This window comes from Brevundimonas sp., from assembly GCF_046295075.1.
Lineage (GTDB): Bacteria > Pseudomonadota > Alphaproteobacteria > Caulobacterales > Caulobacteraceae > Brevundimonas.
Map to the genome: position 1 here is coordinate 25,703 of NZ_JBKBOC010000008.1, position 24,272 is coordinate 49,974.

The following is a 24,272-nucleotide window of genomic DNA, read 5'->3' on the forward strand; positions in this document are numbered from 1 at the left end:
TCGGCGCCGCCAACCACATGGACAAGCTGTTCGCCGATCCGCGCATCCAGGCCGACCTGGCGGCCCGCGACGACGAAGGGGACGAGGACTGATGATCGCGATCCTCCCCCATCGGGGGAGGATTTAGATGGGCCGTCGCAAGAAGGGCGACGTCGTCGACGGCTGGGTCTGCCTGGACAAGCCGTTCGAGATGGGATCGACCGAGGCGGTCAGCCGGATCCGCCGCCTGTTCAACGCCCAGAAGGCCGGTCACGCCGGGACGCTGGACCCGCTGGCCAGCGGCATCCTGCCCATCGCCTTGGGCGAGGCGACCAAGACCGTGCCGATGATGATGGACGCGCAGAAGGTCTATCGCTTCACCATCAACTGGGGCGTCTCGACCGACAGCGTGGACCGCGAGGGCGAGATCATCGGCCGCTCCGACGTGCGGCCCACGGTCGAGGCGGTGAAGGCGGCGCTGCCGGCCTTCGTCGGCGAGATCGACCAGACCCCGCCGCGCTTCTCGGCGATCAAGGTGGACGGCGCCCGCGCCTATGACCTGGCCCGCGATGGGGTGGAGTTCGAACTTCAGTCGCGCCGCGTGACCATATATTCGGCCGAGGTGTCGGATGCACCGGACGCCGCCGATCCAGTGCAAGATTGGGTCGAACTGACCATCCGAACCGGCAAGGGCGTCTATGTCCGGTCTCTGGCGCGCGACCTGGCCGTCGTGCTGGGCGCCGAGGGTCATGTGTCGGCTCTGCGGCGCGAACTGGTCGGGCCGTTCAGCACGCAAAACGCCGTCACTCTGGATTCTCTGGAGGAAATGGTGCATAGGGGCGCCGCCTCGGAAGGCTTGCTTGCCGTTGCGACCGCCCTGGACGACATCCCGGAGCTGGCCGTGACGGAACAGGACGCCTTCTCGCTTCGGCAGGGACGCCCGATCGTTCTGCTCCCCCGTCAGGTGGAAACCCTCAAAGATCGTCTTCGCGACGGTTCGCGCACGGTTTCAGCCTTTCAGGGCCAGACCCTCGTCGCCCTCTGTCAGTTGCGGGCCGGCCGGTTAGAACCCGACCGCGTTTTCAATCTTTCCTGATCACCTGATCAGGGGACTCCAACCCGGCCTCAAGTAGCGCGAAAGCGCGGTAGGCCATCAAGGGAGACTTTCGATGTCGGTTACTGCTGAACGCAAGCACGAGATCATCGCCGATAACGCCCGCACCGCTGGCGACACCGGCTCGGCCGAGGTTCAGGTCGCGATCCTGTCGGAACGCATCGCCAACCTTACCGAACACTTCAAGACCCACAAGAAGGACAACCACTCGCGTCGTGGCCTTCTGAAGATGGTGTCGCAACGTCGCCGCCTGCTCGACCACCTCACCAAGGTCGACGCCGATCGCTACCAAGCGCTCATCGCCAAGCTGGGCCTGCGCCGCTAAGGCGTCGGATCAGTGTAGAATACGCTTTCGAGGCGCGGACGGTCACGTCCGCGCCTCGTTGTGCGACTAGAGACTGCCGCGCGCCGCGGAATTTGCCGGCGCAGATGCGAGGGCCATGCCGGCTCTCAATCGGGTCTTCCGCGATGGCGCGGCGACCCCCGGAGCCGAGGACTGAACGCCCGACGCATCCACCCCCAATGATGGGACCCCGCCGGGAATACGCCCGCCGGGATACGAAAGACGAAATATGTTCGACATCAAACGCAAGACGATCGACTGGGCCGGACGCCCGCTGACCCTGGAAACGGGCCGCATCGCCCGCCAGGCCGACGGCGCCGTGCTGGCGACCTACGGCGAGACCGTGGTTCTGGCCACCGTCGTCTATGGCCGCTCGCCCAAGCCGGGCCTGGATTTCTTCCCCCTGACGGTCAACTATCAGGAAAAGACCTTCGCCGCCGGCAAGATTCCGGGCGGCTACTTCAAGCGTGAAGGCCGTCCGACCGAGAAGGAAACCCTGGTTTCCCGCCTGATCGACCGTCCGATCCGCCCGCTGTTCGTCAAGGGCTTCAAGAACGAGACCCAGGTCGTCGTGACCGTGCTGCAGCACGACATGGAGAACGATCCGGACATCGTCGGCCTGGTCGCCGCCTCGGCCGCCCTGACCATTTCGGGTGTGCCCTTCATGGGCCCCATCGGCGCCGCGCGCGTCGGCCTGATCGACGGCGAGCTGGTGCTGAACCCGCACATCGACCTGATCGCGACTTCGGAGCTGGACCTGGTGGTCGCCGGCACCCAGGACGCCCTGATGATGGTCGAATCCGAAGCCAAGGAGCTGTCGGAAGAGAAGATGCTCGAAGCCCTGATGTTCGCGCACGCGGGCATGCAGCCGGTGATCGACGCCATCATCGAACTGGCTGAACACGCCGCCAAGGAGCCCTTCGACTTCCAGGCCGAAGATCATTCGGACGTGGTCGCCTCGATCAAGTCGCTGGTCGGCGAGGACATCAAGGCCGCCTACACCCACCCCGGCAAGTACGACCGTCGCTCGGGCGTCGATGCGGCCAAGAAGACCGCCGCCGCCAAGCTGGTGAAGACCGACGAGAACCCCGACGGCGTCGACGGTTCCAAGTTCTCGGCCGCCTTCAAGGAATGCGAAGCCGAGGTCCTGCGTCGCGACATCATCGAGAACGCGCACCGCGTCGACGGCCGCGCCCTCGACAAGGTTCGCGCCATCGTGTCGGAAGTCGGCGTCCTGCCGCGCACCCACGGTTCGGCCCTGTTCACGCGTGGGGAAACCCAGGCCCTGGTCGTCGCCACGCTCGGCACCGGCGAGGACGAGCAGTATATCGACAGCCTGTCGGGCACCTACAAAGAGAGCTTCCTGCTGCACTACAACTTCCCTCCCTATTCGGTGGGTGAAGCTGGCCGCATGGGTTCGCCCGGCCGTCGCGAGATCGGTCACGGCAAGCTGGCCTGGCGCGCGGTTCGTCCGATGCTGCCGACCAAGGAAGACTTCCCCTACACCATCCGTCTGGTCTCCGAGATCACCGAGTCGAACGGCTCGTCCTCGATGGCCACGGTCTGCGGCGCTTCGCTGGCTCTGATGGACGCGGGCGTTCCGCTGATCCGTCCGGTCTCGGGCATCGCCATGGGCCTGATCCTGGAGCCGTCGGGCGAGTTCGCCATCCTGTCGGACATCCTGGGTGACGAAGATCACCTGGGCGACATGGACTTCAAGGTCGCCGGCACGTCGGAAGGCATCACCAGCCTTCAGATGGACATCAAGGTCGCCGGCATCACCAAGGAGATCATGAAGCAGGCTCTGACCCAGGCCTCGGCCGGTCGCCTCCACATCCTGGACGAGATGTCCAAGGCCATGGATGCGCCGCGCACCGAACTGGGTGAGCACGCTCCCAAGATCGAAACGGTCAAGATCCCGGTCGACAAGATCCGTGAAGTGATCGGTTCGGGCGGCAAGGTCATTCGCGAGATCGTCGAGAAGACCGGCGCCAAGATCGACATCGGCGATGACGGCACCATCAAGGTCGCCGCCAACGACCAGGAGAAGATCGACGCCGCCAAGGCCTGGATCCAGTCCATCGCCTCGGAGCCGGAAGTCGGAACCATCTACTCCGGCAAGGTCGTGAAGGTCGTCGATTTCGGCGCCTTCGTGAACTTCTTCGGCGCCAAGGACGGCCTGGTCCACGTGTCCCAGATCGCTCTGGAACGCGTCGCCAACCCGGCCGACGTCCTGTCGGAAGGCCAAGAGGTCAAGGTCAAGTTCCTGGGCTTCGACGATCGCGGCAAGACCAAGCTGTCGATGAAGATCGTCGATCAGACCACGGGTGAAGACCTGACCGACAAGATCAACGCTGAACGCGCCGAGCGTGGCGAAGAGCCTCTTTCGGACGACACCGGCGGCCGTCCCAAGCGCGAAGGCGGCGGTGATCGCGGTGGCGATCGCGGACGTCGTCGTCGCGACTAAGCGACCGCGTATCCAAGACTGATGAGGCCCGGCGGAGCGATCCGCCGGGCCTTTTTCTTTGGCCGCACCATGCAGAGATCGGGGGCCTGTCTGGAATTTCACTTGCCGCGCCCGCGCCTGCGGTCTCCATTGCCGCATCCAAATTCGAGGGGCCGTTCCATGTTCGATCGTCGTCGTCTTCTTCAGTCCGCCGCGCTGGGCGCCGGCCTTGTCGCCGTGGGCGGTCCCGCCTTCGCCAGACAAGCCGCCCCCCAAGGCGACGCCGCCGCCCAGCTCAAGACCTTCATGGATGCGACGTTCGAGCAGACGCTGGACAAGAGCCCCGAGGTCGTCACCATGTTCGGCCTGGACAAGGGCGACCGCGCCGCCGCCAAGTCCAAACTGACCGCGCCCACACGCGCAGAGGAAGACGACCAGCGCGCCTTCACGCGTCGCCAGCGCGCCGAACTGGCCCGGATCGACCGCACCAAGCTGGATGCTCGCAACGCCAACTACTACGACAGCCTGGCGCAGAACCTGGACGGGGTGATAGCCACCTTCGACATCCCCTATGGACAGGGCGGCTGGCCCAATCCGTACCGGGTCAGCCAGCAGGGTGGTGCCTATCAGTCCACGCCGGACTTCCTGGCCAACCAGCACACCATCGAGACGGCCGCCGACGCAGACGCCTATGTGGCGCGCGTCAACGCCTTCGCCGACGTGCTGCTGGCCGAGACGGACCGAGTGAAGGAGGAATATGCGCTCGGCGTGATCCCGCCGGACTTCATCCTGGCCAAGGCGATCCGCCAGCAGGACGGCTTCCTGGCGACCCCGGCGGCGACCTCGCCCCTGGTGCAGTCGGTCGTGGATCGCGTGCGCGCCAAGGGGCTGACCGGCGACTGGGGCGCCCAGGTCGAGCGGCTGGTGACCGAGCGGGTCTATCCGGCGCTCGCCGCCCAAAACGCGGTGCTGAAGGCCGCCCAGCCGAACGCCGTGCACGAGGCCTCGGTGCGCCGCCTGCCGCAGGGCGAGCAATATTACGCCAACAGCCTGCACTACATCACCACGACCCGGCTGACGGCCGACGAGATCCACCGCACCGGCGTCGCACAGATGGCCGATCTGACGGCGCGCGCCGATGTGCTGCTGAAGGCGCAAGGGTTGACGCAAGGCTCGGTCGCCGAGCGGATCAAGGCCCTGGGGGACGATCCCAAATACGTCTACGCCAACACCGACGCCGGCAAGGCCGAGCTGATCGACAAGCTGAACGCCCAGATGGCCGACATGCAGGCGCGGCTGCCGAACGCCTTTGGCCGCTTGCCCAAGGCCAAGGTCGAGATCAAGCGCGTCCCGCCCGAAATCGAGGCCGGCGCGCCGATGGGCTACTACAACTCGCCCAGTCTGGATGGGACGCGGCCCGGCATCTACTGGATCAATCTGAAGGACACGGCGGAATGGCCGTCCTGGACCCTGCCGACCCTGACCTATCATGAGGCTGCGCCGGGCCATCACCTCCAGATCAGCCTGCAGCAGGAGAGCGAGTCCGCGCCCCTGCTGATGAACCTTCTGGGCTTCTCCAGCTATGTCGAGGGCTGGGGTCTGTACGCCGAACAGCTGGCCGACGAGATGGGCGCCTATGAGAACGATCCGGCAGGACAGATCGGTTACATTCAATCGTTGATGTTCCGCGCCGCCCGCCTGGTGGTCGACACCGGCATCCATTCCAAGGGCTGGAGCCGCGAACAGGGCATCCGCTACATGATGGAGGCTTACGGCGATCAGGAGGGCGCGGCGACGTCCGAGGTCGAACGCTATTGCGGCTGGCCGGGTCAGGCCTGCGCCTACAAGGTCGGGCACAACGAATGGGTTCGCCTGCGCGAAAAGGCCAAGACGACCCTGGGGCCCAGGTTCGACATCAAGGGCTTCCACGACACGGCCCTGGCCGCCGGCGGCGTGCCGCTGTCGGTGCTGGAGCGGATCGTGGACGGATGGGTCGCGACCCAGGCGTGACCCACAGACCGTAGCGGGCCATAGTCGCAGATAAGCAGGGATGCGCCGGCGCGGCGCGGTCCCGTCACTGGAGCCCACCGCATGATCGATCGTCGTCGTCTTCTGCTGACCGCCGCCGCCACGGCCGCCGTCGCGCCCTCTCTGGCCCAGGCCCAAGCCGCCTCCACCGATGCGGATGGACGGTTGAACAGCCTGCTGGATGGCTGGTTCGAGGCGGACATCGACGAAAGCCCTGAGCGCGCCACCAACCTGGGTTTGGACCGGGGCGCACGGGCGGGGCTTTCGTCCAGGCTCAGCGAGGCGGGACCGGACGCCATCCGAAAGGATCGCGCCAAGGCCGTGACGCGCTGGGGCCAGCTGAGCGGCTTCGATCAGGCCGGCCTGTCGCCGGCCGGGGCGCTGAACTACGCCATCGCCGCCTTCGGGGCGGAGACGGCGGCCCAGACGGCGCGCTTCGACTATGGGGCAGGACCGGGTCGGCCGTCGCCCTATATCGTCACCCAGCTGTCGGGCGCCTATTTCAGCACGCCGGACTTTCTGGACAACCAGCACCGGATCGAGGATGCGGCAGGCGCCGACGCCTTCCTGTCGCGGCTGGAGGCCTTCTCGGGCGTGCTGGAGGGCGAGACGGCCAAGGTCCAGGAAGACGCGGCCCTCGGCGTCATCCCGCCGGACTTCGTCATCGACCGGATGCTGCCGCAGATCCGCACCCTGCGCGGCACGCCCGCCGCCGACATGGCCATGCTGAAGTCGCTGGCGCGCAAGGCGGGCGGGCTGAACCTGACCGGATACGACGCCCGCGCCGCCGCCATCGTGGACCAGAAGATCAAACCGGCCCTGAGCGCCCAGATCGCGGCGCTGGAGGCGTTGCGACCCCGTGCGACCCATGACGCGGGGGTCTGGCGCCTGCCGGACGGCGAGGCCTTCTATGCCGCCGGGCTGAAGGCCAACACGACCACCACCCTGTCGGCCAAGGATATCCACGCCCTGGGCCGCGAGCAGGTCGCCGAGATCAGCGCCGAGATCGACGCCATCCTGAAGGCCCAGGGCTATACGCAAGGCACGGTCGGCGAACGCATCCAGGCCCTGAACAAGGAGCCCGCCCAGCTGTTCGCCAATACGGATGCGGGCAAGGCCGAGCTGCTGGCCTGGCTGAACCAGCTGGTCGCCGATCTGGAGCCGAAACTGCCGCAGGTGTTCGGCCGCCTGCCCAAGTCCCACGTCGAGGTCCGGCGCGTGCCCGTCTCGATCCAGTCGGGGGCGCCGGGCGGCTATTACCAGGGACCGCCGCTGGATGGGTCGCGACCGGGCGCCTATTACATCAACCTGCGCGACAGCGGGAACTGGCCGCGGTTCGCCCTGCCGACCCTGACCTATCACGAGGCGTCGCCGGGGCATCACCTGCAAGTGGCGCTTCAGAGGGAGTCCGGCGAGCTGCCGCAATGGCGGCGGGCGGGCGGCTTCTCGGCCTATAACGAAGGCTGGGCGCTGTATGCCGAGGCGGTGGCGGCCAACGATATGGACGTCTATGCGGCCGATCCGCTGGGCCGGGTCGGCTTCCTGATGTCCTATCTGTTCCGGGCCGTGCGGCTGGTGGTGGACACCGGCCTGCATTCCGAGCGCTGGAGCCGCGAACAGGCGGTCGAATATATGGCGGCCTCGGGTGCCAAGCCGCTGGATGCGTCCAACAGCGAGATCAACCGCTACTGCGTCTGGCCCGGCCAGGCCTGTTCCTACAAGGTCGGCCACACCGTCATCGCCCGCCTGCGCCAGGAGGCGGAGGCCAAGCCCGGATTCGACCTGCGCGCCTTCCACGACAAGGTGCTGGAGAACGGCTCCCTGCCGCTGGCGGTGCTGGAGCGGATCGTGGGCGCCCAGGCCTAAAATCTGGGCCTTAGTCGGCGACGGTCATGCCGTCGGCCTGGCGCAGGCGGTTGTGGATGTCGGTGGCGGCGACGGCGGCCTCTGCGGTCGCCACGGCGATCTGGTTGAGACCCCGCACCACGTCGCCGGCGGCGTAGAGACCCGGCACGGTGGTCGCCTGATGCAGATCGACCTCCAGCCGGCCGTCGCCAGAGAGGCGGGCGCCCAGACCTTGGGCAAGATCGGCGTTGGGCGAGGTGCCCAAGGCGGAATAGACCAGGTCGAAGGCGCGGGTCTGGCCGCCCCAGGTCAGGGCGGTCACGCGGTCCTGTTCCAGCTCCACCGCCTCCAGCGGCGCCAGGATCAGTTCGACGCCCAGCCTGTCCAGCTCGTCGCGGCGCGAGAGAGCGTCGGCCGGACCGATGTGGATCAGCGTCACCCGGTCGGAATAGGTGCGCATGAAGGCGGCTTCGCGAGCGCCCTTGTCGCTGTGGCCGATGACGGCGACCGCCTTGTCCGTGGCTTCATAACCGTCGCAGATGGGGCAGACGCGGACCAGCGACCGTTGCACGGCGCGTTCGACGCCCGGCAGGTCGGGGTGATGATCGACGACGCCGGTCGCCAGCAGCACGGCGCGGGCGTGAATGGCGCGGCCGTCCACCTGGGCGACGAAGCTGTCGCCGTCGCGGGTCAGGGTCTCGACCCGACCCGGCATGACGACCGCCCCATATTCCTCGGCCTGTTCGCGCATCCGCTTCAGGATGTCCGAGCCGCCGATACCTGCGGGAAAGCCCGGCATATTGTGGCTGACGGGAATCCAGCAGGCGCGCGGTTCGCCCGCGTCCACCACCAGGGTCCGCCTGCGGAAGCGGCCGAGATAGGTCGCCGCCGTCAGACCGGCCGGACCCGCCCCGATGATCAGGACCTCCGGGTCGTTCACTGCGTGCGCCAAGCGACGGGCCACAGGTCGGATCGCACGCCCGCGCATTGGCCCATCGTGCTTTCCTCCGTCAGGACGAAGCGGTCGCCGGTCCAGGCCCAGGTCTGGGCCGAGCCGCAGTCGCCGATGCCGCGTCCCTTGGCGAAGGCCGACAGGGTGCGGGTCTTGGGATCATAGGCCCCGTTGACGGTGGAGTTGTCGGCCATGACCGGGTCGACGCCGGGGCCGGCCGTTCCGGCGAGGATCGCGGGGCGGGGGTCACGACCGCCCGGTCCCGTCAGATACCAGTTGTGGGTGACGTTATAGGCCCCGGCACCGCACGGCACGCCCCACAGTTCCGTGCGGGCGTCCAGCCGGGCGGACATGACCATGTCGCTGATCGCCGGCATGGCCGATTCCTTCAGGCAGGTTCCGACCTCGGTGCGGGTGCGAAGGGCGGCGGGGACGGTCTGGTTCACGTCGCCGAAGCCCGCCTGATCCACGGCCGGGGCGGGCGTGACCGTCGGCAAGGGCGGGGCGACCGGGACGGTGGAGGCGGGACGGTCGCCCCGTCGGATCAGGGCCGTGGTCGTGTCGAGCCGACCCTGCTTCTCGTCGATCCACAAAAGGGCGGCGGCGGCGCCGTGCAGCGAGACGTCCTGGGTCGAGGCGCCGCGAATGGTCATCACCTTGCCCTGAGCCATGGCGTCGATCGCAGCGCGGGCATTGGGGCGGATTTCGCCGATGGGAGCCTCGGCCTCGCCCTCGTCGCTGAGCGCCGCCGGATAGGCGCGACCATCAATCGTCAGCGCGATCCGGCCGGCCCCCTTGGCGTCGCCATCGGGCCAATAGCCGAACAGGATCTGGGGCTGGGCGTCGGGGCCAGGCGCCAAGGTGATGCGCACCCAGCCGGCGGCGAACTCGGGCGCGAAGCCGAAGGCCCAGCAGGTTCCGTCGTTGCCGCAGGTCGCGCTCCAGTCGCGGAACTGTTTCGTCTCGGCGCGGATCTGAAGCACCGGCGCGGCGGCAGCAGAGGCGGCGGTCGCAGGCATGGCGGCCTTGGGCGCAGCGGGCGCCTTGGCGGCGTCCTTGTCGCCGCAGCCGGCGACGGCGAAGGCGGACAGGGCCAGGGCGGAAAGCGCGACGCCGCGAGACAGGGTCTTCATGCCTTTTTCAACTCCGACGGCTTGTGCGCCGCGCGCGCGCCGGTCTTGGCGCTCTCGACGATATACTCGGGATTGTCAGGCGAAGCTGCGACCTTGTGGCCCTTGATGTGCGTTTCGGAGGTGACCTTCTTTACGACCTTGCCGGTCGTCGTGCCCTGGCTGTGATCCCACTTTACGCGATCGCCGGACTTGAACGTCTTTTCGGGCATGGCTGCGCTCCCTGCTGTGTCGCTTCTCGTTCAGCGATCAGCCTGCGCATCAGTTCCGCATCGATCACGGGCGGGACTTCGCAGAAGGTGACGATCCACCGGTCGATCAGTTCACGTTCCTCCTTCGTCATTCCATCGTCCGTCGCCGCCCTTGGGCCAAGGAGAAGCCCAGACCCGCCAAAGGGTTCAGTGTGGCGTCGAGGTTTTTCCGGGCGGGGTTAACGGACGGCGGGGTTTGCGTGGGCGCGCTGCCCCGCTATATCCCCGCCACGACATTCCTTCCCTACAGTCACAGGCGGACCGCACGCATGGCCAAGATCAAGGTCGAAAACCCCATCGTCGACATCGACGGCGACGAAATGACCCGCATCATCTGGCAGATGATCAAGGACAAGCTGGTCTTCCCGTTCCTGGATCTCGAACTGGACTACTACGACCTGGGCATGGAGCACCGCGACGCCACCGACGACCAGGTGACGATCGACGCCGCCCACGCGATCCAGAAGCACGGCGTCGGCGTGAAGTGCGCCACCATCACGCCTGACGAAGCGCGCGTCGCCGAGTTCGGCCTGAAGAAGATGTGGAAGTCGCCCAACGGCACCATCCGCAACATCCTGGGCGGCGTGGTCTTCCGCGAGCCGATCATCTGCTCGAACGTGCCGCGCCTGGTTCCCGGCTGGACCCAGCCCATCGTCGTCGGCCGTCACGCCTTCGGCGACCAGTACAAGGCCACCGACTTCCTGATGCCCGGACCGGGTACCCTGACGATCAAGTTCGTCGGTGAAGACGGCGCCGTGATCGAGCACGAGGTCTACAAGGCGCCCGGCGCCGGCGTGGCCATGGCCATGTACAACCAGGACGACTCGATCCGCGAGTTCGCCCACGCCTCGTTCGCCTATGGCCTGCAGCGCAACTATCCGGTCTATCTGTCGACCAAGAACACGATCCTGAAAGCCTACGACGGCCGCTTCAAGGACCTGTTCCAGGAAGTGTTCGACGCCCATTACGCCGCCGAGTTCAAGGCGCGCGGCCTGACCTATGAGCACCGTCTGATCGACGACATGGTCGCGGCGGCCATGAAGTGGTCGGGCGGCTTCGTCTGGGCGTGCAAGAACTATGACGGCGACGTGCAGTCGGACGTGGTGGCGCAGGGCTTCGGCTCGCTGGGCCTGATGACCTCGGTCCTGATGACGCCGGACGGCAAGGTGCTGGAGACGGAAGCCGCCCACGGCACCGTGACCCGCCACTATCGCCAGCACCAGAAGGGCGAGGCCACCTCGACCAACTCGATCGCCTCGATCTTCGCCTGGACGCGCGGCTTCAAGCACCGCGCCAAGCTGGACGACAACGCGGCCCTGGCCACCTTCGCCGACACGCTGGAGAAGGTGGTCGTGGATACCGTCGAGAGCGGCCACATGACCAAGGATCTGGCCCTGCTGGTCGGCGACCAACAGGGCTGGCTGACCACCGAGGGCTTCCTCGACAAGGTCGCCGAGAACCTGAAAACCGCCCTGCCGGACGTGGGCTGAGTTACCATACCGGCTCGCAACTCGCTGCCGACAGCACGCCCAAACGTCCTCAAGTAGCGCGAAGCGCGATAGGACAAACAAGAATGAGCCCCGCCGGAGCGATCCGGCGGGGCTTTTCGTTGTGCGAACGGCCGGGGCGTGCATGATCGGCGATAATGAGGAAGCGGTCTTGAAACGTCTGTTCGGAAATCTGGTGCTGGCGGCGGTCGTGGCGGCGGTGCTGTCCTTCTTCGCCGCGCCCGCTGTGGCCTTCTTCGCCATTCGATCAGCGGCCGAGGCGAACGATGTGGCGGGGCTGGCGCGGTTGATCGACTTCAACGCCGTGCGCCAGTCGCTGCGGCCGCAGCTGGCGGGACGGCCCGAGGCCATGGCGCCCGCGCCGTCGTTCCTGGAAGACCCCATCGGCGCCTTCCGGCGTCAGATCGAACAGAACCCCATCCTGCGCCAGCCGGACGTGGACGCCTATCTGACGCCGGCGGCCCTGACGGCCCTGCTGCGCGGCGAGGGCCGGTACGCCAGCCAGAGGACGACGGCGGGCGTGGCGCCCGCGTCCGCCCAGGCGCGCAAGCCCTGGCCCAGCCCGGCCTACTGGAGCGTCAACCGGGCGCGGATGGCGGTGACGGACCAGGGCGGATCGCGCACCCTGTTCACCTTCGAGCGGCGGGGACCGTTCGAGTGGAAGCTGGTCCACATCGGCCTGCCCGACGGGACTGCGCCGGCCGTGACCGTGACGCCTCGCCCCTGAGCCCAAGCGCCGTGAGGCAACCGGGCGGTCAGGCGCCGCGTTGGCTTTTCAAGGAGACTGCATGAACCGCAAGATCGTCACCGGAGCCCTGATCGCCGTCGTCGTCGGCGTGGTCGTCGCCCTGTTCGCCTCGCCCTTCATCGCCGCCCAGGCCCTGGTGCGGGCGGCGCGGACGGGGGATGCGGCGGGGCTGGAGCGGCAGGTGGACTTCCCAGCCTTTCGCGCCAGCCTGAAGAGCGAGTTGAACGCGCGGGCGGCGCTGGAAATCCGCAGCCGGACCAAGGGAGATCGCGGTCTGGCGGCGCTGGGGATGCTGCTGGCCCCATCGCTGGTCGAGGGTGCGGTCGACAACTTCGTCACGCCCCAGGGCATCGCCGCCATGGTGCGTTCAGGCGAGACGCCCGAGCCCGAACGGCCCGTCCCCGCCGACGACACGCCCGCCCCGCCCAAGGACAAGATCCATCAATCCTGGGCCTATCGCGGGATCAACACCTTCGCCGTCACCCTCACGCGCGACGACCGGCCGGACGACGCCCTGGTGCTGATTATGGAGCGCCGCACGCCGTTTACGTGGAAGCTGGCGGGGGTCGATCTGACGCCCGATCCGATGGGGTGAGGCCGAGGTCGAAATTGCACTGCACCTCGAAAACGAATGCAAAGTGCAAGAAGGTGCAATTTCGCGCCGATTAAAAAATGAGTGCACTTTCGTGCACTTTTACTCTGCATGGCGGCGCCGCCCCTTTCGACCGACGATTATACGCGAGGTTGGAAGGGCGGTCGGGTAGCAGTTGATGCAGCGGGTTAAGTTGCTGAATAATAAGTCAGTTATTCTGGAAAATAGGATGGCTCGGCCCCTCTCCCATAGGGAGAGGGCTTGAGCGCACGGCGGCGTTAGCCGTCGTTCTGGCGCGAAAGGGTGAGGGGTTGTGGTGTGCGAACTGGCCCACCGATCGACCCTCATCCGGCCCTGCGGGCCACCTTCTCCCAATGGGAGAAGGGACGTCGGTTATCAGCCGGCCAGCGCGGCCCTTACCGCCGCCAGGCCATCCTCGGCCTTCGACCCATCCGGGGCGCCGCCTTGGGCGAAGTCGGGTTTGCCGCCGGCGCCCTGGCCGCCCATGGCGATGACGGCGGCGCGGGCCAGGTCGGCGGCGTTGACGCGGTCGGTGAGGTCAGACGTGACGGCGACGGTGACGGCGGCCTTGCCCTCTGTCACCCCGATCAGGGCGACGACGCCGGTTCCGACCTGTTTACGGAAGTCCTCGGCCACGCCGCGCAGACCCTTGCCGTCCACGCCGTCCAGGACGCGGGCCATCAGCTTGATCCCGCCGATCTCTTCCGGCGCAGCGGACGCGCCGGAGCCGCCGCCCAGGGCCAGTTGCTTCTTCAGCTCGGCGACCTGTTTCTCCAGCGCCTTGACCGAGGCGGTCAGGCTGTCGACGCGGGCCGGAACGTCGGCGGTCTGGACCTTGAAGCCCTGGGCCAGCGAACGGGCGACGCCGGCCTGGGCCAGCAGATACTGGCGCGCAGCCTCGCCGGTCAGGGCCTCGATGCGGCGCACGCCGGCGGCGACGCCGGTTTCCTGAACGATCTTGAACAGGGCGATGTCGCCGGTGCGGGCGACGTGGGTGCCGCCGCACAGTTCGACCGAATAGGGGGCGTTGTTGTCGCCGGTCAAAGCCCGGCCCAAGGTCAGGACGCGGACCTCGTCGCCGTATTTCTCGCCGAACAGGGCGATGGCGCCGGCCTCGATGGCCTCCTGCGGGGCCATCAGCTTCATCTCGGTGGGGACGTTCTGACGGATGACCGCATTGACCTCGGTCTCGAGGGCCGAAAGCTCGGCCTCGGTCAGGGGAGCGCTGTGGCTGAAGTCGAAGCGGGCGCGCTCGGCATCGACCAGCTGGCCCTTCTGGGCGACGGCCGGACCGAGCACATTCTTCAGCGCCGTGTGCAGCAGGTGGGCGGCGGAGTGGTTGGCGCGGGTGGTGCGGCGCTTCTCGGCGTCCACCAGTTGAGCCGCGCGGGTTCCGATCTCCAGCTTGCCGGCCGTGACCTGGGCCACCAGGACGTGCAGGTCGCCGGCGTGTTTGCGCACGTCGATGACTTCGGCCTCGCCGCCCGGCCATTCCAGGGTTCCGTGATCGCCGGCCTGGCCGCCGCTTTCGGCATAGAAGGGGGTGGTGTCGAACAGGACCTCGACGATGTCGCCGACCTCGGCCGTTTCGACGGGGGCGCCGGCGTTCATGAGGGCCAGGACCTCGCCGGAACCCTCGATATTGTCATAGCCGGTGAAGACGGTCGGACCCATGCGGTCGCGGATCGCCAGCCATTCATTGGTGTTGGCGGTCTGGCCCGAGCCCTTCCAGTGTTCGCGAGAACGCTGGCGCTGCTCGGCCATGGCGGATTCGAAGCCGTCCACATTGACCGAGAAGCCGCGACGACGGGCCTCGTCCTGGGTCAGGTCCAGCGGGAAGCCGTAGGTGTCGGACAGGGTGAAGGCGGTCTGGCCGTCCAGCATGTCGCCGGGACGGAAGCCCTGAACCGCCGTGTCGAACAGGGCCATGCCCCGGCCGAGCGTGGTGCGGAAGCGGACCTCTTCCTGTTTCAGCGTGTCCTCGATGAAGGGCTGGGCGCGGGCCAGTTCGGGATAGGCGTCGCCCATCTGGGCCACCAGGGTCGGGACCAGGCGGTGCATCAGGGGGTCGGCGGCGCCCAGCAGGTGGGCGTGGCGCATGGCGCGGCGCATGATCCGGCGCAGCACATAGCCCCGGCCCTCGTTCGACGGAGTGACGCCGTCGGCGATCAGAAAGGAGGACGAGCGCAGGTGGTCGGCGATGACCCGGTGGCTGGCGGCGCGCTCGCCGTCCGACTTGGTCGAGGTGGCGTCTTCCGACGCCGCGATCAGGGTCTTGAACAGGTCGGTCTCGAACACCGAATGCACGCCCTGAAGCACGGTGGTCATCCGCTCCAGCCCCATGCCGGTGTCCACGCTGGGCTTGGGAAGGTTGCGAACGATCTGATCGTTCTCCTTCTCATACTGCATGAAGACGTTGTTCCAGATCTCGACGTAGCGGTCGCCGTCCTCGTCCGGCGAACCGGGAGGGCCGCCGGGGATCTTGTCGCCGTGGTCCCAGAAGATTTCGGTGCAGGGACCGCACGGACCGCTGTCGCCCATGGCCCAGAAGTTATCGGCGCCGGCGATGCGAATGATCTTGTCGTCGGAGAAGCCGGTGATCTTCTTCCAGATCGCGGCGGCCTCGTCGTCATCGATATAGACGGTGACCAGCAGGCGTTTGGGGTCCAGGTCGAAGTCCTGTGTGACCAGGTTCCACGCCTTCTCGATGGCGTGTTCCTTAAAGTAGTCGCCGAAGGAGAAGTTGCCCAGCATCTCGAAGAAGGTCAGGTGGCGGGCGGTATAGCCGACATTGTCCAGGTCGTTGTGCTTGCCCCCGGCGCGGACGCATTTCTGCGACGACGTGGCGCGCAGATAGGGCGGCTTGGACGCGCCGGTGAAATAGTCCTTGAACGGCACCATGCCCGCGTTGACGAACAGCAGGCTCGGGTCGTTTTGCGGCACCAGCGGAGCCGAGTGCACCTTGGCATGGCCGTCCGCCGCGAAATAATCGAGGTAGGTGGCGCGGATCTCGTTCAGGCTGGGCATGGGCGTGTCTTCGGCTCGGCGGTCGCTAAGGAACCGGCGTCTTATAGGGTTTTGGAGGCGAGCGCATCACCTCCGCACGGCGCACTCAAACGCGTGGCGGCGGGCCGAACTTGCCGGACTGGTAGTCCTGAACCGCCTGGATGATCTCTTCGCGGGTGGTCATGACGAAGGGACCATGGCTGAAGACCGGCTCGTTGATCGGTTCGGCGTGGCCCAGCAGGACGACGGCGTCGGTCTGGGCCGTGATCTCGACCGTGTCGCCGTCGCCCAGGGCGGCGAGGTTCCATTCGGGCACGGGGGTTCCGGCGACGGACACCTGGCCCTTGATCACATAGAAGAAGACGTTGCGGCCGGGCGCGACCGGGGCCTCGAACCGGGCGCCGGCGGGCAGGCGGACTATGGCCAGATGGATGTCGATCAGCGACTGAATCGGAGCCGCGACGCCCAGCCATTCGCCGGAGACGGGCTCGACCGTGACCCCGCCCTCAGTGGTGAAGGTCGGGATGTCGGCGGCCTGAAGTCCCACATAGTCGGGCTTGGTCATCTTCAGCCGGGACGGCAGGTTCACCCACAGCTGCAGGATCTCCATCGGCCCGCCGTCGCGCTTGAAGTCGGCGGGCGACAGTTCGGCGTGGATCAGGCCCGAGCCGGCGGTCATCCACTGGACGCCGCCTGCCTTGATGATGCTCTCGCCGCCGCCGGAGTCGTTGTGGGCCAGTTCGCCGTCCAGGATGAAGGTGACGGTCTCGAACCCCCTGTGCGGATGGGGGCCGAACGGCAGGCCGGCGTTGCCCGGCGCATAGGTCTGGGGCCCGTGGTGGTTCAGGAACAGGAAGGGATCGACCTGGTCCAGGCCCGGACCGGGCACGGGACGACGGGTCGTGAGATCGCCGATGTCGTCGCGGTGGGCGGGATGCAGGCGAAGGACGGAACGAGGCTGGGCCATTCGCCACATATAGGGTGGCGGATCGGCTCTGGCGAGCCTCAGCCTGCGCGAGACACTGTCACAGGGCGGGCGCGGCCGTTCTGGATCAGTTCGCCGGTCCAGCCCCGGGCGGCGGGTCGCAGGTGCAGTTCGCCGCCTGACAGGGGGATGACGGCGATGTCGCCGCTCTTGGAGGCCGGGCCGGCTGGACCGCCCAGGTCGGTTCCGGTCGGAAGATCCAGCCGACGCCAGGCGCCTTCGATCATCCGCCCCCCGCCGAGGTCGGTCAGGGCCAGGGACAGCAGGGGTTTTCCATCGGAGCTCGTTACGCGCCAGCGGCCGTCCAGAGGACCGCTGCGGGCGTCCGCGTCGATCTGGGCCTGGGCCACGCCCTGGTCATAGGCAATTTCTGCGTCGGTGGGGCTGACCTCGTAATTGCCGACATAGACGTCCACTTCGACGGGGGCGGTCAGGGGATGACGGTGCCGATCCATCGCGGCGTCGCCCTGCGCCTCTTCGCGACCGAAATCGGAGGGCGGTTCGAACGGACGGACGACCGGCGCCTGATAGGTGCCGGGCGTCGCATCCAGCAGACCCGTGGTCTGGATGGCGGGCTCCATGGCGACGGCGGCGATCAGGGCGAACAGGATCATGAGGCCCACCGTGCCAAATGCCGGCCCGTATCGGCTAGCCGTCGATGGGCCTGCGAACACAAACGTGATCCGCCGTGATGGAACCTGCGTAAGAGCGGCAATGCGTAGATGTTCGCCGCTGTGCGTTGACACCGGCCCCCCAGGGTCACAAAAGCCTTCGCAACCGCACACGGCGATTGAATTCATTCGCTTTTGAGAACCATTCGCATGACCCAGCCCAGCCCGACGCCGGGTGGCGCCTCTAGCGACCGGACCGGTCGCTTCGTCACCCAACCGAACGGTCACATCGCGCCGCTTTCGCCGCACATGAGCATCTGGCGCTGGCATGTCACCATGACGGCCTCGATCCTGTTCCGGGCCACGATCATCGCCGCCACCGTCGGCGCGCTCTTCGTCATCGGCTGGCTGGGCGCAATGGCCTTCGGGGCCGAACATTACGCCTGTTTCGCCTCGCTGGCGGGTTCGCCGCTGGGTCTGTTCATCGGCTTCGGCCTGACGGTGGTGCTGTTCTCCTTCATCCTGAACGGCGCGCGTCACACCTATAACGACACCGGCAACGGCCTGACGGTAAAGTCGGCGACGCTGTTGTCCAATATCGCCGTCTGGGTGCCGGTTCCGCTGGCCGTGCTGTTCTGGGTCGTCCTGTTCGCTGTCGGGAGGGTCTCGCTGTGAGCGGCGCCGCCAAGTTCAAGAACAACGTCAAGGTTTCCGAGCGCCACGGCGCCGGCGAATGGCTGATCGAGCGGGTGCTGCTGGTGGCCCTGCTGCCGCTGGGCCTGTGGGCCGCCTCGACCGGCTTCACCCTGGCGGGCGCCGGCTATGACGCCGTGCTGGCCTGGTTCGCTAACCCGCTGAACGCGGGCCTGCTGGCCATCACCGTCGTGGTGTTCTTCGGCTATGTCAGCCTGGCCTGGAAAGTGATCCTGGAAGACTATGTGCCCAACGCCGGAACGCGCGGCGCGCTGGTGGGCCTGCTCAACATCGTCTTCCTCGTGCTGGCGGCCGCCAGCGTCTTCTTCATCGTGCGGATGGCGCTGGGTTCGGCGCCTCTGCCCGCTGGTTTCGGAGCCTGATTTCCTGATGGCCGCTTACGAACTGATCGATCACGAATACGACGTCGTCGTCGTCGGCGCCGGGGGCTCGGGCCTTCGCGCCGCGCTCGGCGCCGCCCAGCAGGGCCTGAAGGTCGCCTGCGTGACCAAGGTCTTCCCGACCCGCTCCCATACCGTCGCGGCCCAGGGCGGCATCTCCGCCTCGCTGGGCAATATGGGCGAGGACAGCTGGCAGTGGCACATGTACGACACCGTCAAGGGGTCGGACTGGCTGGGCGACCAGGACTCGATCGAATATCTGGTTCGTAACGCGCCCAAGGCCGTCTACGAGCTGGAACACTGGGGCGTGCCCTTCTCGCGCACCGACGAAGGCAAGATCTATCAGCGCGCCTTCGGCGGCATGACCCGCAACTTCGGCGAAGGCCCGGTGCAGCGTACCTGCGCCGCCGCCGACCGCACCGGCCACGCCATCCTGCACACCCTTTACGGCCAGTCGGTGCGTCGCGAAGTGAAGTTCTTCGTCGAATATTTCGCGCTCGATCTGATCATGCAGGACGGGACCTGCACCGGCGTGACGGCGCTTCAGCTTGACAACGGCCAGCTTCACCAGTTCCGCGCCAAGATGGTGGTTCTGGCCACAGGCGGCTACGGCCGCGCCTATTTCAGCGCCACCAGCGCCCACACCTGCACCGGCGACGGCAACGCCATGGTGCTGCGCGCCGGCCTGCCGCTGCAGGACATGGAGTTCGTCCAGTTCCACCCGACCGGCATCTACGGCGCCGGCTGCCTGATCACCGAGGGCGCACGCGGCGAGGGCGGATACCTGACCAACTCGGAAGGCGAGCGCTTCATGGAGCGCTATGCGCCGACCGTGAAGGACCTGGCGCCGCGCGACATGGTCTCGCGCTCCATGACCATCGAAATCCGTGAAGGTCGCGGCGTGGGTCCGAACAAGGACCACATCTTCCTGCACCTGGACCACCTGGATCCCAAGATCCTGCATCAGCGCCTGCCGGGCATTTCGGAAAGCGCCAAGATCTTCGCCGGCGTGGACGTGACCAAGGCGCCGATCCCGGTCCTGCCGACCGTCCACTACAATATGGGCGGCATCCCGACGAACTATCACGGCGAAGTCCTGACGCTGCGCGACGGCAATCCCGACAGCGTGGTGCCCGGCCTGATGGCTGTGGGCGAGGCGGCGTGCGTCTCGGTGCACGGGGCCAACCGCCTGGGCTCCAACTCCCTGACCGACCTGGTGGTGTTCGGCCGCGCCGTCGGCCTGCGCTGCGGCGAGGTGGTGGACAAGGCGTCCGCCGTGCCGTCCGCCTCCAAGACCCAGACCGACGCCCACCTGGCCCGGTTGGACCGCTTCCGCTTCGCCGACGGCTCGACCCCGACATCCGAGCTGCGCCTGTCGATGCAACGGGCCATGCAGGCCGACGCGGCGGTGTTCCGCACTGGCGAGACCCTGCAACAGGGCACCGACAAGCTGCGGGCCATCGACGCCGCCGGCGCCGACATCAAGACCACGGATCGCGGCCTGATCTGGAATACGGATCTGATGGAGACGCTGGAATACGACAACCTGATCGCCCAGGCCGTCGTCACCATCGAGAGCGGTCTGAACCGCACGGAATCGCGCGGCGCCCACGCCCGCGAGGACTATCCGGACCGGGACGACGCCAACTGGATGAAACACACCCTGGCGTGGAAGCGTCCGGGCGAACAGGTCCAGATCGATTATCGTCCGGTCCACAACTACACCATGTCCGACGACATCGCGTATATCGAACCGAAGGCGCGGGTTTACTAAGATGGTCCAGCTCACTCTCCCAAGAGGCTCCAAGCCGACGACGGGCAAGGTCCACAAGGCCGCGCCCGGCTCCAAGGACGTCAAGACCTACAAGGTCTATCGCTACGACCCGGAAACGGACGCCGATCCGCGCTGGGACACCTATGAGGTGCCGACCGGCGACCACGGCCCGATGCTGCTGGACGCCCTGATCCACATCAAGAACACCATCGACCCGACCCTGTCGTTCCGGCGCTCGTGCCGCGAAGGCATCTGCGGCTCTTGCTCGATGAACATCGACGGGCGCAACGCCCTGGCCTGCACCAAGGGCTGGGACGAATGCAACTCGCACAACATCACCATCGCCCCCCTGCCCCACCAGCCGGTGGTCAAGGACCTGGTGACGGACCTGAGCCTGTTCTACGCCCAGTACGACTCGATCCAGCCCTATCTCCAGTCGGACGAGCCCGACCCGGAGAAGGAACGCCTGCAGACCCCGGCCGAGCGCGAGAAGCTGGACGGCCTGTACGAGTGCATCCTCTGCGCCTGCTGCTCCACCTCCTGCCCCAGCTACTGGTGGAACCAGGAAGAATACCTCGGCCCGGCGGCCCTGCTGCAATCCTATCGCTGGATTTCTGACAGCCGCGACGACGCCACGGACAAACGTCTGGACGACCTGGAAGACCCGTTCAAACTGTATCGCTGCCACACGATCATGAACTGCGCCCAGGTCTGCCCCAAGGGCCTGAACCCCGCCAAGGCCATCGCAGAGACCAAGAAGCTGATGGTTTCGCCGTCGCGCAAGAAGGCGGCCTGACGATCCGGCGCCGGAGGCCTTGCCTCCGGCGCCGCCTCGTTTAAGAGCGGGCCATGGCCAGCATCACCTATATCGAGCATGACGGAACCGAGCACGTCGTCGACGTGAAGTCGGGGCTGAGCGTCATGGAAGGCGCGATTCGCAACAATGTGCCGGGGATCGACGCGGACTGCGGCGGGGCCTGCGCCTGCGCCACCTGCCATGTCTATGTCGATGAGGCCTGGCGCGAAGCGACGGGCAAGCCCAGCGCCATGGAAGAGTCGATGCTGGATTTCGCCGAAGAGGTCGAGCCGAACAGCCGCCTGTCGTGCCAGATCCGGGTCTCGGACGCGCTGAGCGGCCTGGTCGTGCGGTTGCCGCAGAACCAGCACTGAAATGGACGAGCCGGGGCTGATCGAGAGGATCGGCCGCTGGATCCAACAGGCCGACCCGGCCGGACCGCCGCCGATCCTGGGGATCGCGGGGTCGCAAGGGTCTGGAAAATCCACCCTGGCACATGAGGTCGCCGAGCGGTTCGGCGGGGCGGCCCTGTCGCTGGACGACGTCTATCTGATCAAGGCGGAACGGACGGATCTGGCGAGGCGGGTGCATCCGCTGTTCGCCACGCGCGGGCCGCCGGGCACGCATGACCTGAGTTTGCTGCAGCGGCTTCTGGACCGCCTGCAGAGCGCGGGGCCCGACGATCGGACGCCGCTGCCCCGCTTCGACAAGCTGGCCGACGACCGGGCGCCCGAGGCGGACTGGACCGTCGTGAAGGGGCGGCCGAGCGTGATCGTGCTGGAGGGGTGGTGCCTGGGGGCGACGGCGCAGGCGGCGACGGCCCTGGTCGCGCCGATCAATGCGCTGGAAGCCAGGCAGGATGCGGATGGCCTGTGGCGGCGTGCGGTCAACGATGTCTTGGCCAGGGACTATGGGCCGCTGCGCGCGCGGCTGGACGCCCTGATCTTCCTGAAGGCGCCGTCGTTCGATGTCGTGCTGGACTGGCGCTGCGAGCAGGAGGCGGGACTGATGAAGCGCGACGCCGTGCCGCCTGAGCGGCGCGCGGCCCTGGCGGTCTTCGTCCAGCACTATGAGCGACTGACCCGGCACATGATCGAAGGCGGCGTCGCCGCCGACCTGATCGTCGATCTGGACCGGGATCGCCGGGTCGTGGGCCTGGAGGGCGCAAATTTCCTCGCGGCGACAGGGGGCGTGGCGCCGGAGCCGGCCTCGCGCGTTATCGCACCATGAGCCTGTTTGGATCCAAGCCCGCCGCCACGGAAGACAGACGGTCGGCGGCCCGTCGGCCGGCCAATGCGCGCGGCGTCGTCTGCGCGCCCGGCGTGGAGACGGCGTGTCTGATCATCGATCTGTCCGAAGGCGGCATGAAGGTGCGGCTGGACCGCGGGGCCGCCCTGCCGCGAGAGGTGGTGGTGGTCGATGTCGAGCAAGCCGTGGCCTATCCTGCGACCGTCGTATGGCAGAGGACGAACGAGGCGGGGCTGAGACAGACCGGGGCCAGGTCCCTGCGCGGCCTGGCCCCCGAACGCCTGATTGGCGCGCGCGAGGCCTGGCTGAGGGCCGGCGGGCGCTAAAGACCGGCGGGCATGGAGCCGGCGTTGATGGCGATCCGCCCCACCAGACCCTTGACGATCAGGTCGAGCGCCGAACCCTCGCGGTAGTCGGCGGCGGCGACGAAGTTGACCCGGTCCTCCGAGATCAGGGAATAGACCTTCTTCTGATCCTTCTCGTTCGAGCGCGGGTCATAGACGGCGATGGAGAAGCCGCCCTTGGTGTGCATCATCTTCATGGTCGGCACGTCGGTGTCGCCGTCGCCGATAAAGATCATCCGATCAAAGGGCACGGCGCGCTCGTCGTCGGGGATGAAGTGGTTGATCCGCTCGTGCTCCCAGTGGTTCTTCACCCCCTTGTTGATGCGGAACAGATACTGGGTCTTGGTGGTGTAGTTGACGCCCACGGCCGGCCAGGCCGCCTCGCCCTTTTCGTCATAGACATAGTGGGAGGCGAAGACGTGGTTCAAAGCGGGGCGGATCGGGGTGCCGTCGATCATCTCTTCCAGCCCGGCGGAGATGATGTAATGCTCGATCTCCAGCCCGTATCTGGCGCCGAAGGCGTTCATCCGATCAAACCAGCTGAGGTCCTTCAAGCCTTCGAACAGGGCCACGGCCTCGCCGTGCTGGCGCAGGGTCTCGCGCGTCACAGGAGCGCCGTTCTGGCGCGCGTGATGCAGCATCAACTGCATGTACATCAGGATGCCGTCGCCGTCGGCGTCCTTGGTCAGGCGCTCGGCCTCCTCCCAGAAGGCGCCGATGCCCATGCCGACCGAGGGGATGAACGACACCTCCTGCATGTTGCCGCGCGCCAGGGTGCCGTCGAAATCATAGATCAGGGCGGTCTTCAGCAACGGGGTGTTGGGTTCGGACATGAGGGCGAGATCCTTGGTGGAACCCGCCCTCTATATCAGCCCGCCGCGCCCGTCGATTGGCGACGCTGGCCGAAGGTGGGCGCCGCCGCCTTCTGCTCGGCCCAGTAGTCCGTGCCCGTCGTCGGCTTGAACATGGTGCGCGGCGACCCGTTGCGGGCCACCACGGCGAAGGTGTTGGTCGAAGCCTGATAGATCAGGGTGTCGCCATTGGGCCGCTTCACCGTCTCCGCATCGCTGGGCGGGCTGGAGGTGAAGGCCTTTACCTTGGCGATATAGTCTTGGGGCGACCGGGCGTCGAAGTCGGCGCCGTTGCGCTGAAAAAGACGCGCCGTCTTGGCGTCCATCGTCTCTGTTCGGGTAACGGTCAGGCCCGGCTTGATCACCTGCGTCGTGGTGGTTTCGACCGTTTCAGACACGAAACCCGCAGATGGCGCGGCTTCCGCCGTCCGGTCCCGCGTCTCGACCGCCGAACTGTTGTCGCAGGCGCCAAGCCCCAGCAGTCCGCACAGGGCCAGCGCGGCCCCTCCCCTCGTCAGCGTTCTCATTCTTCCCTCCAGATACCCGCTGGGCGCGACGAAAGCACAACTTTGTTGTTCGTGCAATGTTCTCGTCTCGACGGCGTCA

23 protein-coding genes are annotated in these 24,272 nt (G+C 67.1%); 15 read left to right on the forward strand and 8 right to left on the reverse strand.

What is annotated here, in order from left to right; translation table 11 throughout:
* Positions 1 to 127 precede the first annotated feature (127 nt).
* The 5 genes from truB (at position 128) to ACK4MH_RS08380 (ending at position 7,776) form a co-directional block, all read left to right on the forward strand.
* Entirely contained in the window at positions 128 to 1,075 is a 948-nt protein-coding gene (gene truB / locus ACK4MH_RS08360; RefSeq protein ID WP_409716991.1) for a tRNA pseudouridine(55) synthase TruB, read from the forward strand.
* A 73-nt stretch (positions 1,076 to 1,148) separates the two neighbouring features.
* A complete protein-coding gene (rpsO, locus tag ACK4MH_RS08365) occupies positions 1,149 to 1,418 on the forward strand; it encodes a 30S ribosomal protein S15 (RefSeq protein ID WP_135194257.1) in 270 nt (89 codons plus the stop codon).
* A 247-nt stretch (positions 1,419 to 1,665) separates the two neighbouring features.
* Positions 1,666 to 3,903, forward strand: a complete 2,238-nt coding sequence (gene pnp / locus ACK4MH_RS08370; protein WP_409716993.1) for a polyribonucleotide nucleotidyltransferase — start codon at positions 1,666 to 1,668, stop codon at positions 3,901 to 3,903.
* Positions 3,904 to 4,062: 159 nt separating this feature from the next.
* Complete coding sequence (locus ACK4MH_RS08375; protein WP_409716995.1) at positions 4,063 to 5,892, forward strand: DUF885 domain-containing protein; 1,830 nt, start codon at positions 4,063 to 4,065, stop codon at positions 5,890 to 5,892.
* An 81-nt stretch (positions 5,893 to 5,973) separates the two neighbouring features.
* Entirely contained in the window at positions 5,974 to 7,776 is a 1,803-nt protein-coding gene (locus tag ACK4MH_RS08380) for a DUF885 domain-containing protein (protein WP_409716997.1), read from the forward strand.
* Between the two features lie 10 nt (positions 7,777 to 7,786).
* Here ACK4MH_RS08380 and ACK4MH_RS08385 read toward each other — a convergent pair whose 3' ends face one another.
* The 3 genes from ACK4MH_RS08385 to ACK4MH_RS08395 are packed head-to-tail and all read right to left on the reverse strand — an operon-like array spanning position 7,787 to position 10,049.
* A complete protein-coding gene (locus ACK4MH_RS08385) occupies positions 7,787 to 8,695 on the reverse strand; it encodes an NAD(P)/FAD-dependent oxidoreductase (RefSeq protein WP_409716999.1) in 909 nt (302 codons plus the stop codon).
* Complete coding sequence (locus tag ACK4MH_RS08390) at positions 8,692 to 9,840, reverse strand: DUF1176 domain-containing protein (RefSeq protein ID WP_409717001.1); 1,149 nt, start codon at positions 9,838 to 9,840, stop codon at positions 8,692 to 8,694. The genes ACK4MH_RS08385 and ACK4MH_RS08390 overlap by 4 nt, the downstream gene beginning before the upstream one ends.
* On the reverse strand, positions 9,837 to 10,049 hold the full coding sequence (locus ACK4MH_RS08395) for a DUF2945 domain-containing protein (protein ID WP_409717003.1): 213 nt from the start codon (positions 10,047 to 10,049) through the stop codon (positions 9,837 to 9,839). Before ACK4MH_RS08395 ends, ACK4MH_RS08390 begins: the two co-directional genes overlap by 4 nt.
* A gap of 308 nt (positions 10,050 to 10,357) precedes the next feature.
* On the opposite strand from ACK4MH_RS08395, the gene ACK4MH_RS08400 reads away from it, so the two are divergent.
* The 3 genes from ACK4MH_RS08400 to ACK4MH_RS08410 all read left to right on the forward strand — a co-directional run bounded on the left by ACK4MH_RS08400 (position 10,358) and on the right by ACK4MH_RS08410 (position 12,939).
* Complete coding sequence (locus ACK4MH_RS08400; RefSeq protein ID WP_135194264.1) at positions 10,358 to 11,578, forward strand: NADP-dependent isocitrate dehydrogenase; 1,221 nt, start codon at positions 10,358 to 10,360, stop codon at positions 11,576 to 11,578.
* 169 nt (positions 11,579 to 11,747) lie between these two features.
* Positions 11,748 to 12,323 (forward strand): DUF2939 domain-containing protein, encoded by a 576-nt coding sequence (locus ACK4MH_RS08405; RefSeq protein WP_409717005.1) that lies wholly within the window; start codon positions 11,748 to 11,750, stop codon positions 12,321 to 12,323.
* A gap of 61 nt (positions 12,324 to 12,384) precedes the next feature.
* Positions 12,385 to 12,939: a DUF2939 domain-containing protein gene (locus ACK4MH_RS08410; RefSeq protein WP_409717007.1), complete on the forward strand. Its 555-nt coding sequence runs from the start codon at positions 12,385 to 12,387 to the stop codon at positions 12,937 to 12,939.
* 393 nt (positions 12,940 to 13,332) lie between these two features.
* Here ACK4MH_RS08410 and alaS read toward each other — a convergent pair whose 3' ends face one another.
* The 3 genes from alaS to ACK4MH_RS08425 all read right to left on the reverse strand — a co-directional run bounded on the left by alaS (position 13,333) and on the right by ACK4MH_RS08425 (position 17,562).
* Entirely contained in the window at positions 13,333 to 15,984 is a 2,652-nt protein-coding gene (gene alaS, locus ACK4MH_RS08415) for an alanine--tRNA ligase (protein WP_409717009.1), read from the reverse strand.
* Positions 15,985 to 16,069: 85 nt separating this feature from the next.
* Complete coding sequence (locus ACK4MH_RS08420) at positions 16,070 to 16,930, reverse strand: pirin family protein (protein WP_409717011.1); 861 nt, start codon at positions 16,928 to 16,930, stop codon at positions 16,070 to 16,072.
* Between the two features lie 38 nt (positions 16,931 to 16,968).
* Positions 16,969 to 17,562, reverse strand: a complete 594-nt coding sequence (locus ACK4MH_RS08425) for a hypothetical protein (RefSeq protein ID WP_409717013.1) — start codon at positions 17,560 to 17,562, stop codon at positions 16,969 to 16,971.
* A gap of 207 nt (positions 17,563 to 17,769) precedes the next feature.
* On the opposite strand from ACK4MH_RS08425, the gene sdhC reads away from it, so the two are divergent.
* From sdhC to ACK4MH_RS08460, 7 genes are read left to right on the forward strand one after another with little or no spacing between them, the layout of a single operon-like run.
* A complete protein-coding gene (sdhC, locus tag ACK4MH_RS08430) occupies positions 17,770 to 18,234 on the forward strand; it encodes a succinate dehydrogenase, cytochrome b556 subunit (RefSeq protein ID WP_409717015.1) in 465 nt (154 codons plus the stop codon).
* On the forward strand, positions 18,231 to 18,635 hold the full coding sequence (gene sdhD, locus ACK4MH_RS08435) for a succinate dehydrogenase, hydrophobic membrane anchor protein (protein WP_409717017.1): 405 nt from the start codon (positions 18,231 to 18,233) through the stop codon (positions 18,633 to 18,635). The genes sdhC and sdhD overlap by 4 nt, the downstream gene beginning before the upstream one ends.
* A 7-nt stretch (positions 18,636 to 18,642) precedes the next feature.
* Complete coding sequence (gene sdhA, locus ACK4MH_RS08440) at positions 18,643 to 20,427, forward strand: succinate dehydrogenase flavoprotein subunit (RefSeq protein WP_409717019.1); 1,785 nt, start codon at positions 18,643 to 18,645, stop codon at positions 20,425 to 20,427.
* A gap of 1 nt (position 20,428) precedes the next feature.
* Positions 20,429 to 21,223 (forward strand): succinate dehydrogenase iron-sulfur subunit, encoded by a 795-nt coding sequence (locus ACK4MH_RS08445; RefSeq protein ID WP_409717021.1) that lies wholly within the window; start codon positions 20,429 to 20,431, stop codon positions 21,221 to 21,223.
* 53 nt (positions 21,224 to 21,276) lie between these two features.
* Positions 21,277 to 21,597, forward strand: coding sequence for a 2Fe-2S iron-sulfur cluster-binding protein (locus ACK4MH_RS08450; protein ID WP_409717023.1), 321 nt, complete (start codon positions 21,277 to 21,279; stop codon positions 21,595 to 21,597).
* 1 nt (position 21,598) lies between these two features.
* Entirely contained in the window at positions 21,599 to 22,453 is an 855-nt protein-coding gene (locus ACK4MH_RS08455; RefSeq protein WP_409717025.1) for a kinase, read from the forward strand.
* Entirely contained in the window at positions 22,450 to 22,797 is a 348-nt protein-coding gene (locus ACK4MH_RS08460; RefSeq protein ID WP_409717027.1) for a PilZ domain-containing protein, read from the forward strand. Before ACK4MH_RS08455 ends, ACK4MH_RS08460 begins: the two co-directional genes overlap by 4 nt.
* Here the strand turns inward: ACK4MH_RS08460 and ACK4MH_RS08465 are convergent.
* Both ACK4MH_RS08465 and ACK4MH_RS08470 read right to left on the reverse strand, forming a co-directional pair.
* Positions 22,794 to 23,648 carry a haloacid dehalogenase-like hydrolase gene (locus ACK4MH_RS08465; protein ID WP_409717029.1) on the reverse strand — a complete coding sequence of 285 codons (855 nt, stop codon included), beginning with the start codon at positions 23,646 to 23,648 and terminating at the stop codon, positions 22,794 to 22,796. The two genes, ACK4MH_RS08460 and ACK4MH_RS08465, sit on opposite strands and share 4 nt — an antisense overlap.
* A gap of 35 nt (positions 23,649 to 23,683) precedes the next feature.
* The gene (locus ACK4MH_RS08470) at positions 23,684 to 24,193 is read right to left on the reverse strand and encodes an S-type pyocin family protein (protein WP_409717031.1); all 510 of its coding nucleotides are present in this window, start codon (positions 24,191 to 24,193) and stop codon (positions 23,684 to 23,686) included.
* Positions 24,194 to 24,272: the final 79 nt, after the last annotated feature.

Excerpts from the sequence above, each read along its gene's own strand:
- truB (WP_409716991.1), top strand. The coding sequence starts at position 128 with ATGGGCCGTCGCAAGAAGGGCGACGTCGTCGACGGCTGGGTCTGCCTG.
- rpsO (WP_135194257.1), top strand. The coding sequence starts at position 1,149 with ATGTCGGTTACTGCTGAACGCAAGCACGAGATCATCGCCGATAACGCC.
- pnp (WP_409716993.1), top strand. The coding sequence starts at position 1,666 with ATGTTCGACATCAAACGCAAGACGATCGACTGGGCCGGACGCCCGCTG.
- ACK4MH_RS08375 (WP_409716995.1), top strand. The coding sequence starts at position 4,063 with ATGTTCGATCGTCGTCGTCTTCTTCAGTCCGCCGCGCTGGGCGCCGGC.
- ACK4MH_RS08380 (WP_409716997.1), top strand. The coding sequence starts at position 5,974 with ATGATCGATCGTCGTCGTCTTCTGCTGACCGCCGCCGCCACGGCCGCC.
- ACK4MH_RS08390 (WP_409717001.1), bottom strand. The coding sequence starts at position 9,840 with ATGAAGACCCTGTCTCGCGGCGTCGCGCTTTCCGCCCTGGCCCTGTCC.
- ACK4MH_RS08395 (WP_409717003.1), bottom strand. The coding sequence starts at position 10,049 with ATGCCCGAAAAGACGTTCAAGTCCGGCGATCGCGTAAAGTGGGATCAC.
- ACK4MH_RS08400 (WP_135194264.1), top strand. The coding sequence starts at position 10,358 with ATGGCCAAGATCAAGGTCGAAAACCCCATCGTCGACATCGACGGCGAC.
- ACK4MH_RS08410 (WP_409717007.1), top strand. The coding sequence starts at position 12,385 with ATGAACCGCAAGATCGTCACCGGAGCCCTGATCGCCGTCGTCGTCGGC.
- alaS (WP_409717009.1), bottom strand. The coding sequence starts at position 15,984 with ATGCCCAGCCTGAACGAGATCCGCGCCACCTACCTCGATTATTTCGCG.
- ACK4MH_RS08420 (WP_409717011.1), bottom strand. The coding sequence starts at position 16,930 with ATGGCCCAGCCTCGTTCCGTCCTTCGCCTGCATCCCGCCCACCGCGAC.
- ACK4MH_RS08425 (WP_409717013.1), bottom strand. The coding sequence starts at position 17,562 with ATGATCCTGTTCGCCCTGATCGCCGCCGTCGCCATGGAGCCCGCCATC.
- sdhC (WP_409717015.1), top strand. The coding sequence starts at position 17,770 with ATGACCCAGCCCAGCCCGACGCCGGGTGGCGCCTCTAGCGACCGGACC.
- sdhA (WP_409717019.1), top strand. The coding sequence starts at position 18,643 with ATGGCCGCTTACGAACTGATCGATCACGAATACGACGTCGTCGTCGTC.
- ACK4MH_RS08445 (WP_409717021.1), top strand. The coding sequence starts at position 20,429 with ATGGTCCAGCTCACTCTCCCAAGAGGCTCCAAGCCGACGACGGGCAAG.
- ACK4MH_RS08450 (WP_409717023.1), top strand. The coding sequence starts at position 21,277 with ATGGCCAGCATCACCTATATCGAGCATGACGGAACCGAGCACGTCGTC.
- ACK4MH_RS08455 (WP_409717025.1), top strand. The coding sequence starts at position 21,599 with ATGGACGAGCCGGGGCTGATCGAGAGGATCGGCCGCTGGATCCAACAG.
- ACK4MH_RS08460 (WP_409717027.1), top strand. The coding sequence starts at position 22,450 with ATGAGCCTGTTTGGATCCAAGCCCGCCGCCACGGAAGACAGACGGTCG.
- ACK4MH_RS08465 (WP_409717029.1), bottom strand. The coding sequence starts at position 23,648 with ATGTCCGAACCCAACACCCCGTTGCTGAAGACCGCCCTGATCTATGAT.
- ACK4MH_RS08470 (WP_409717031.1), bottom strand. The coding sequence starts at position 24,193 with ATGAGAACGCTGACGAGGGGAGGGGCCGCGCTGGCCCTGTGCGGACTG.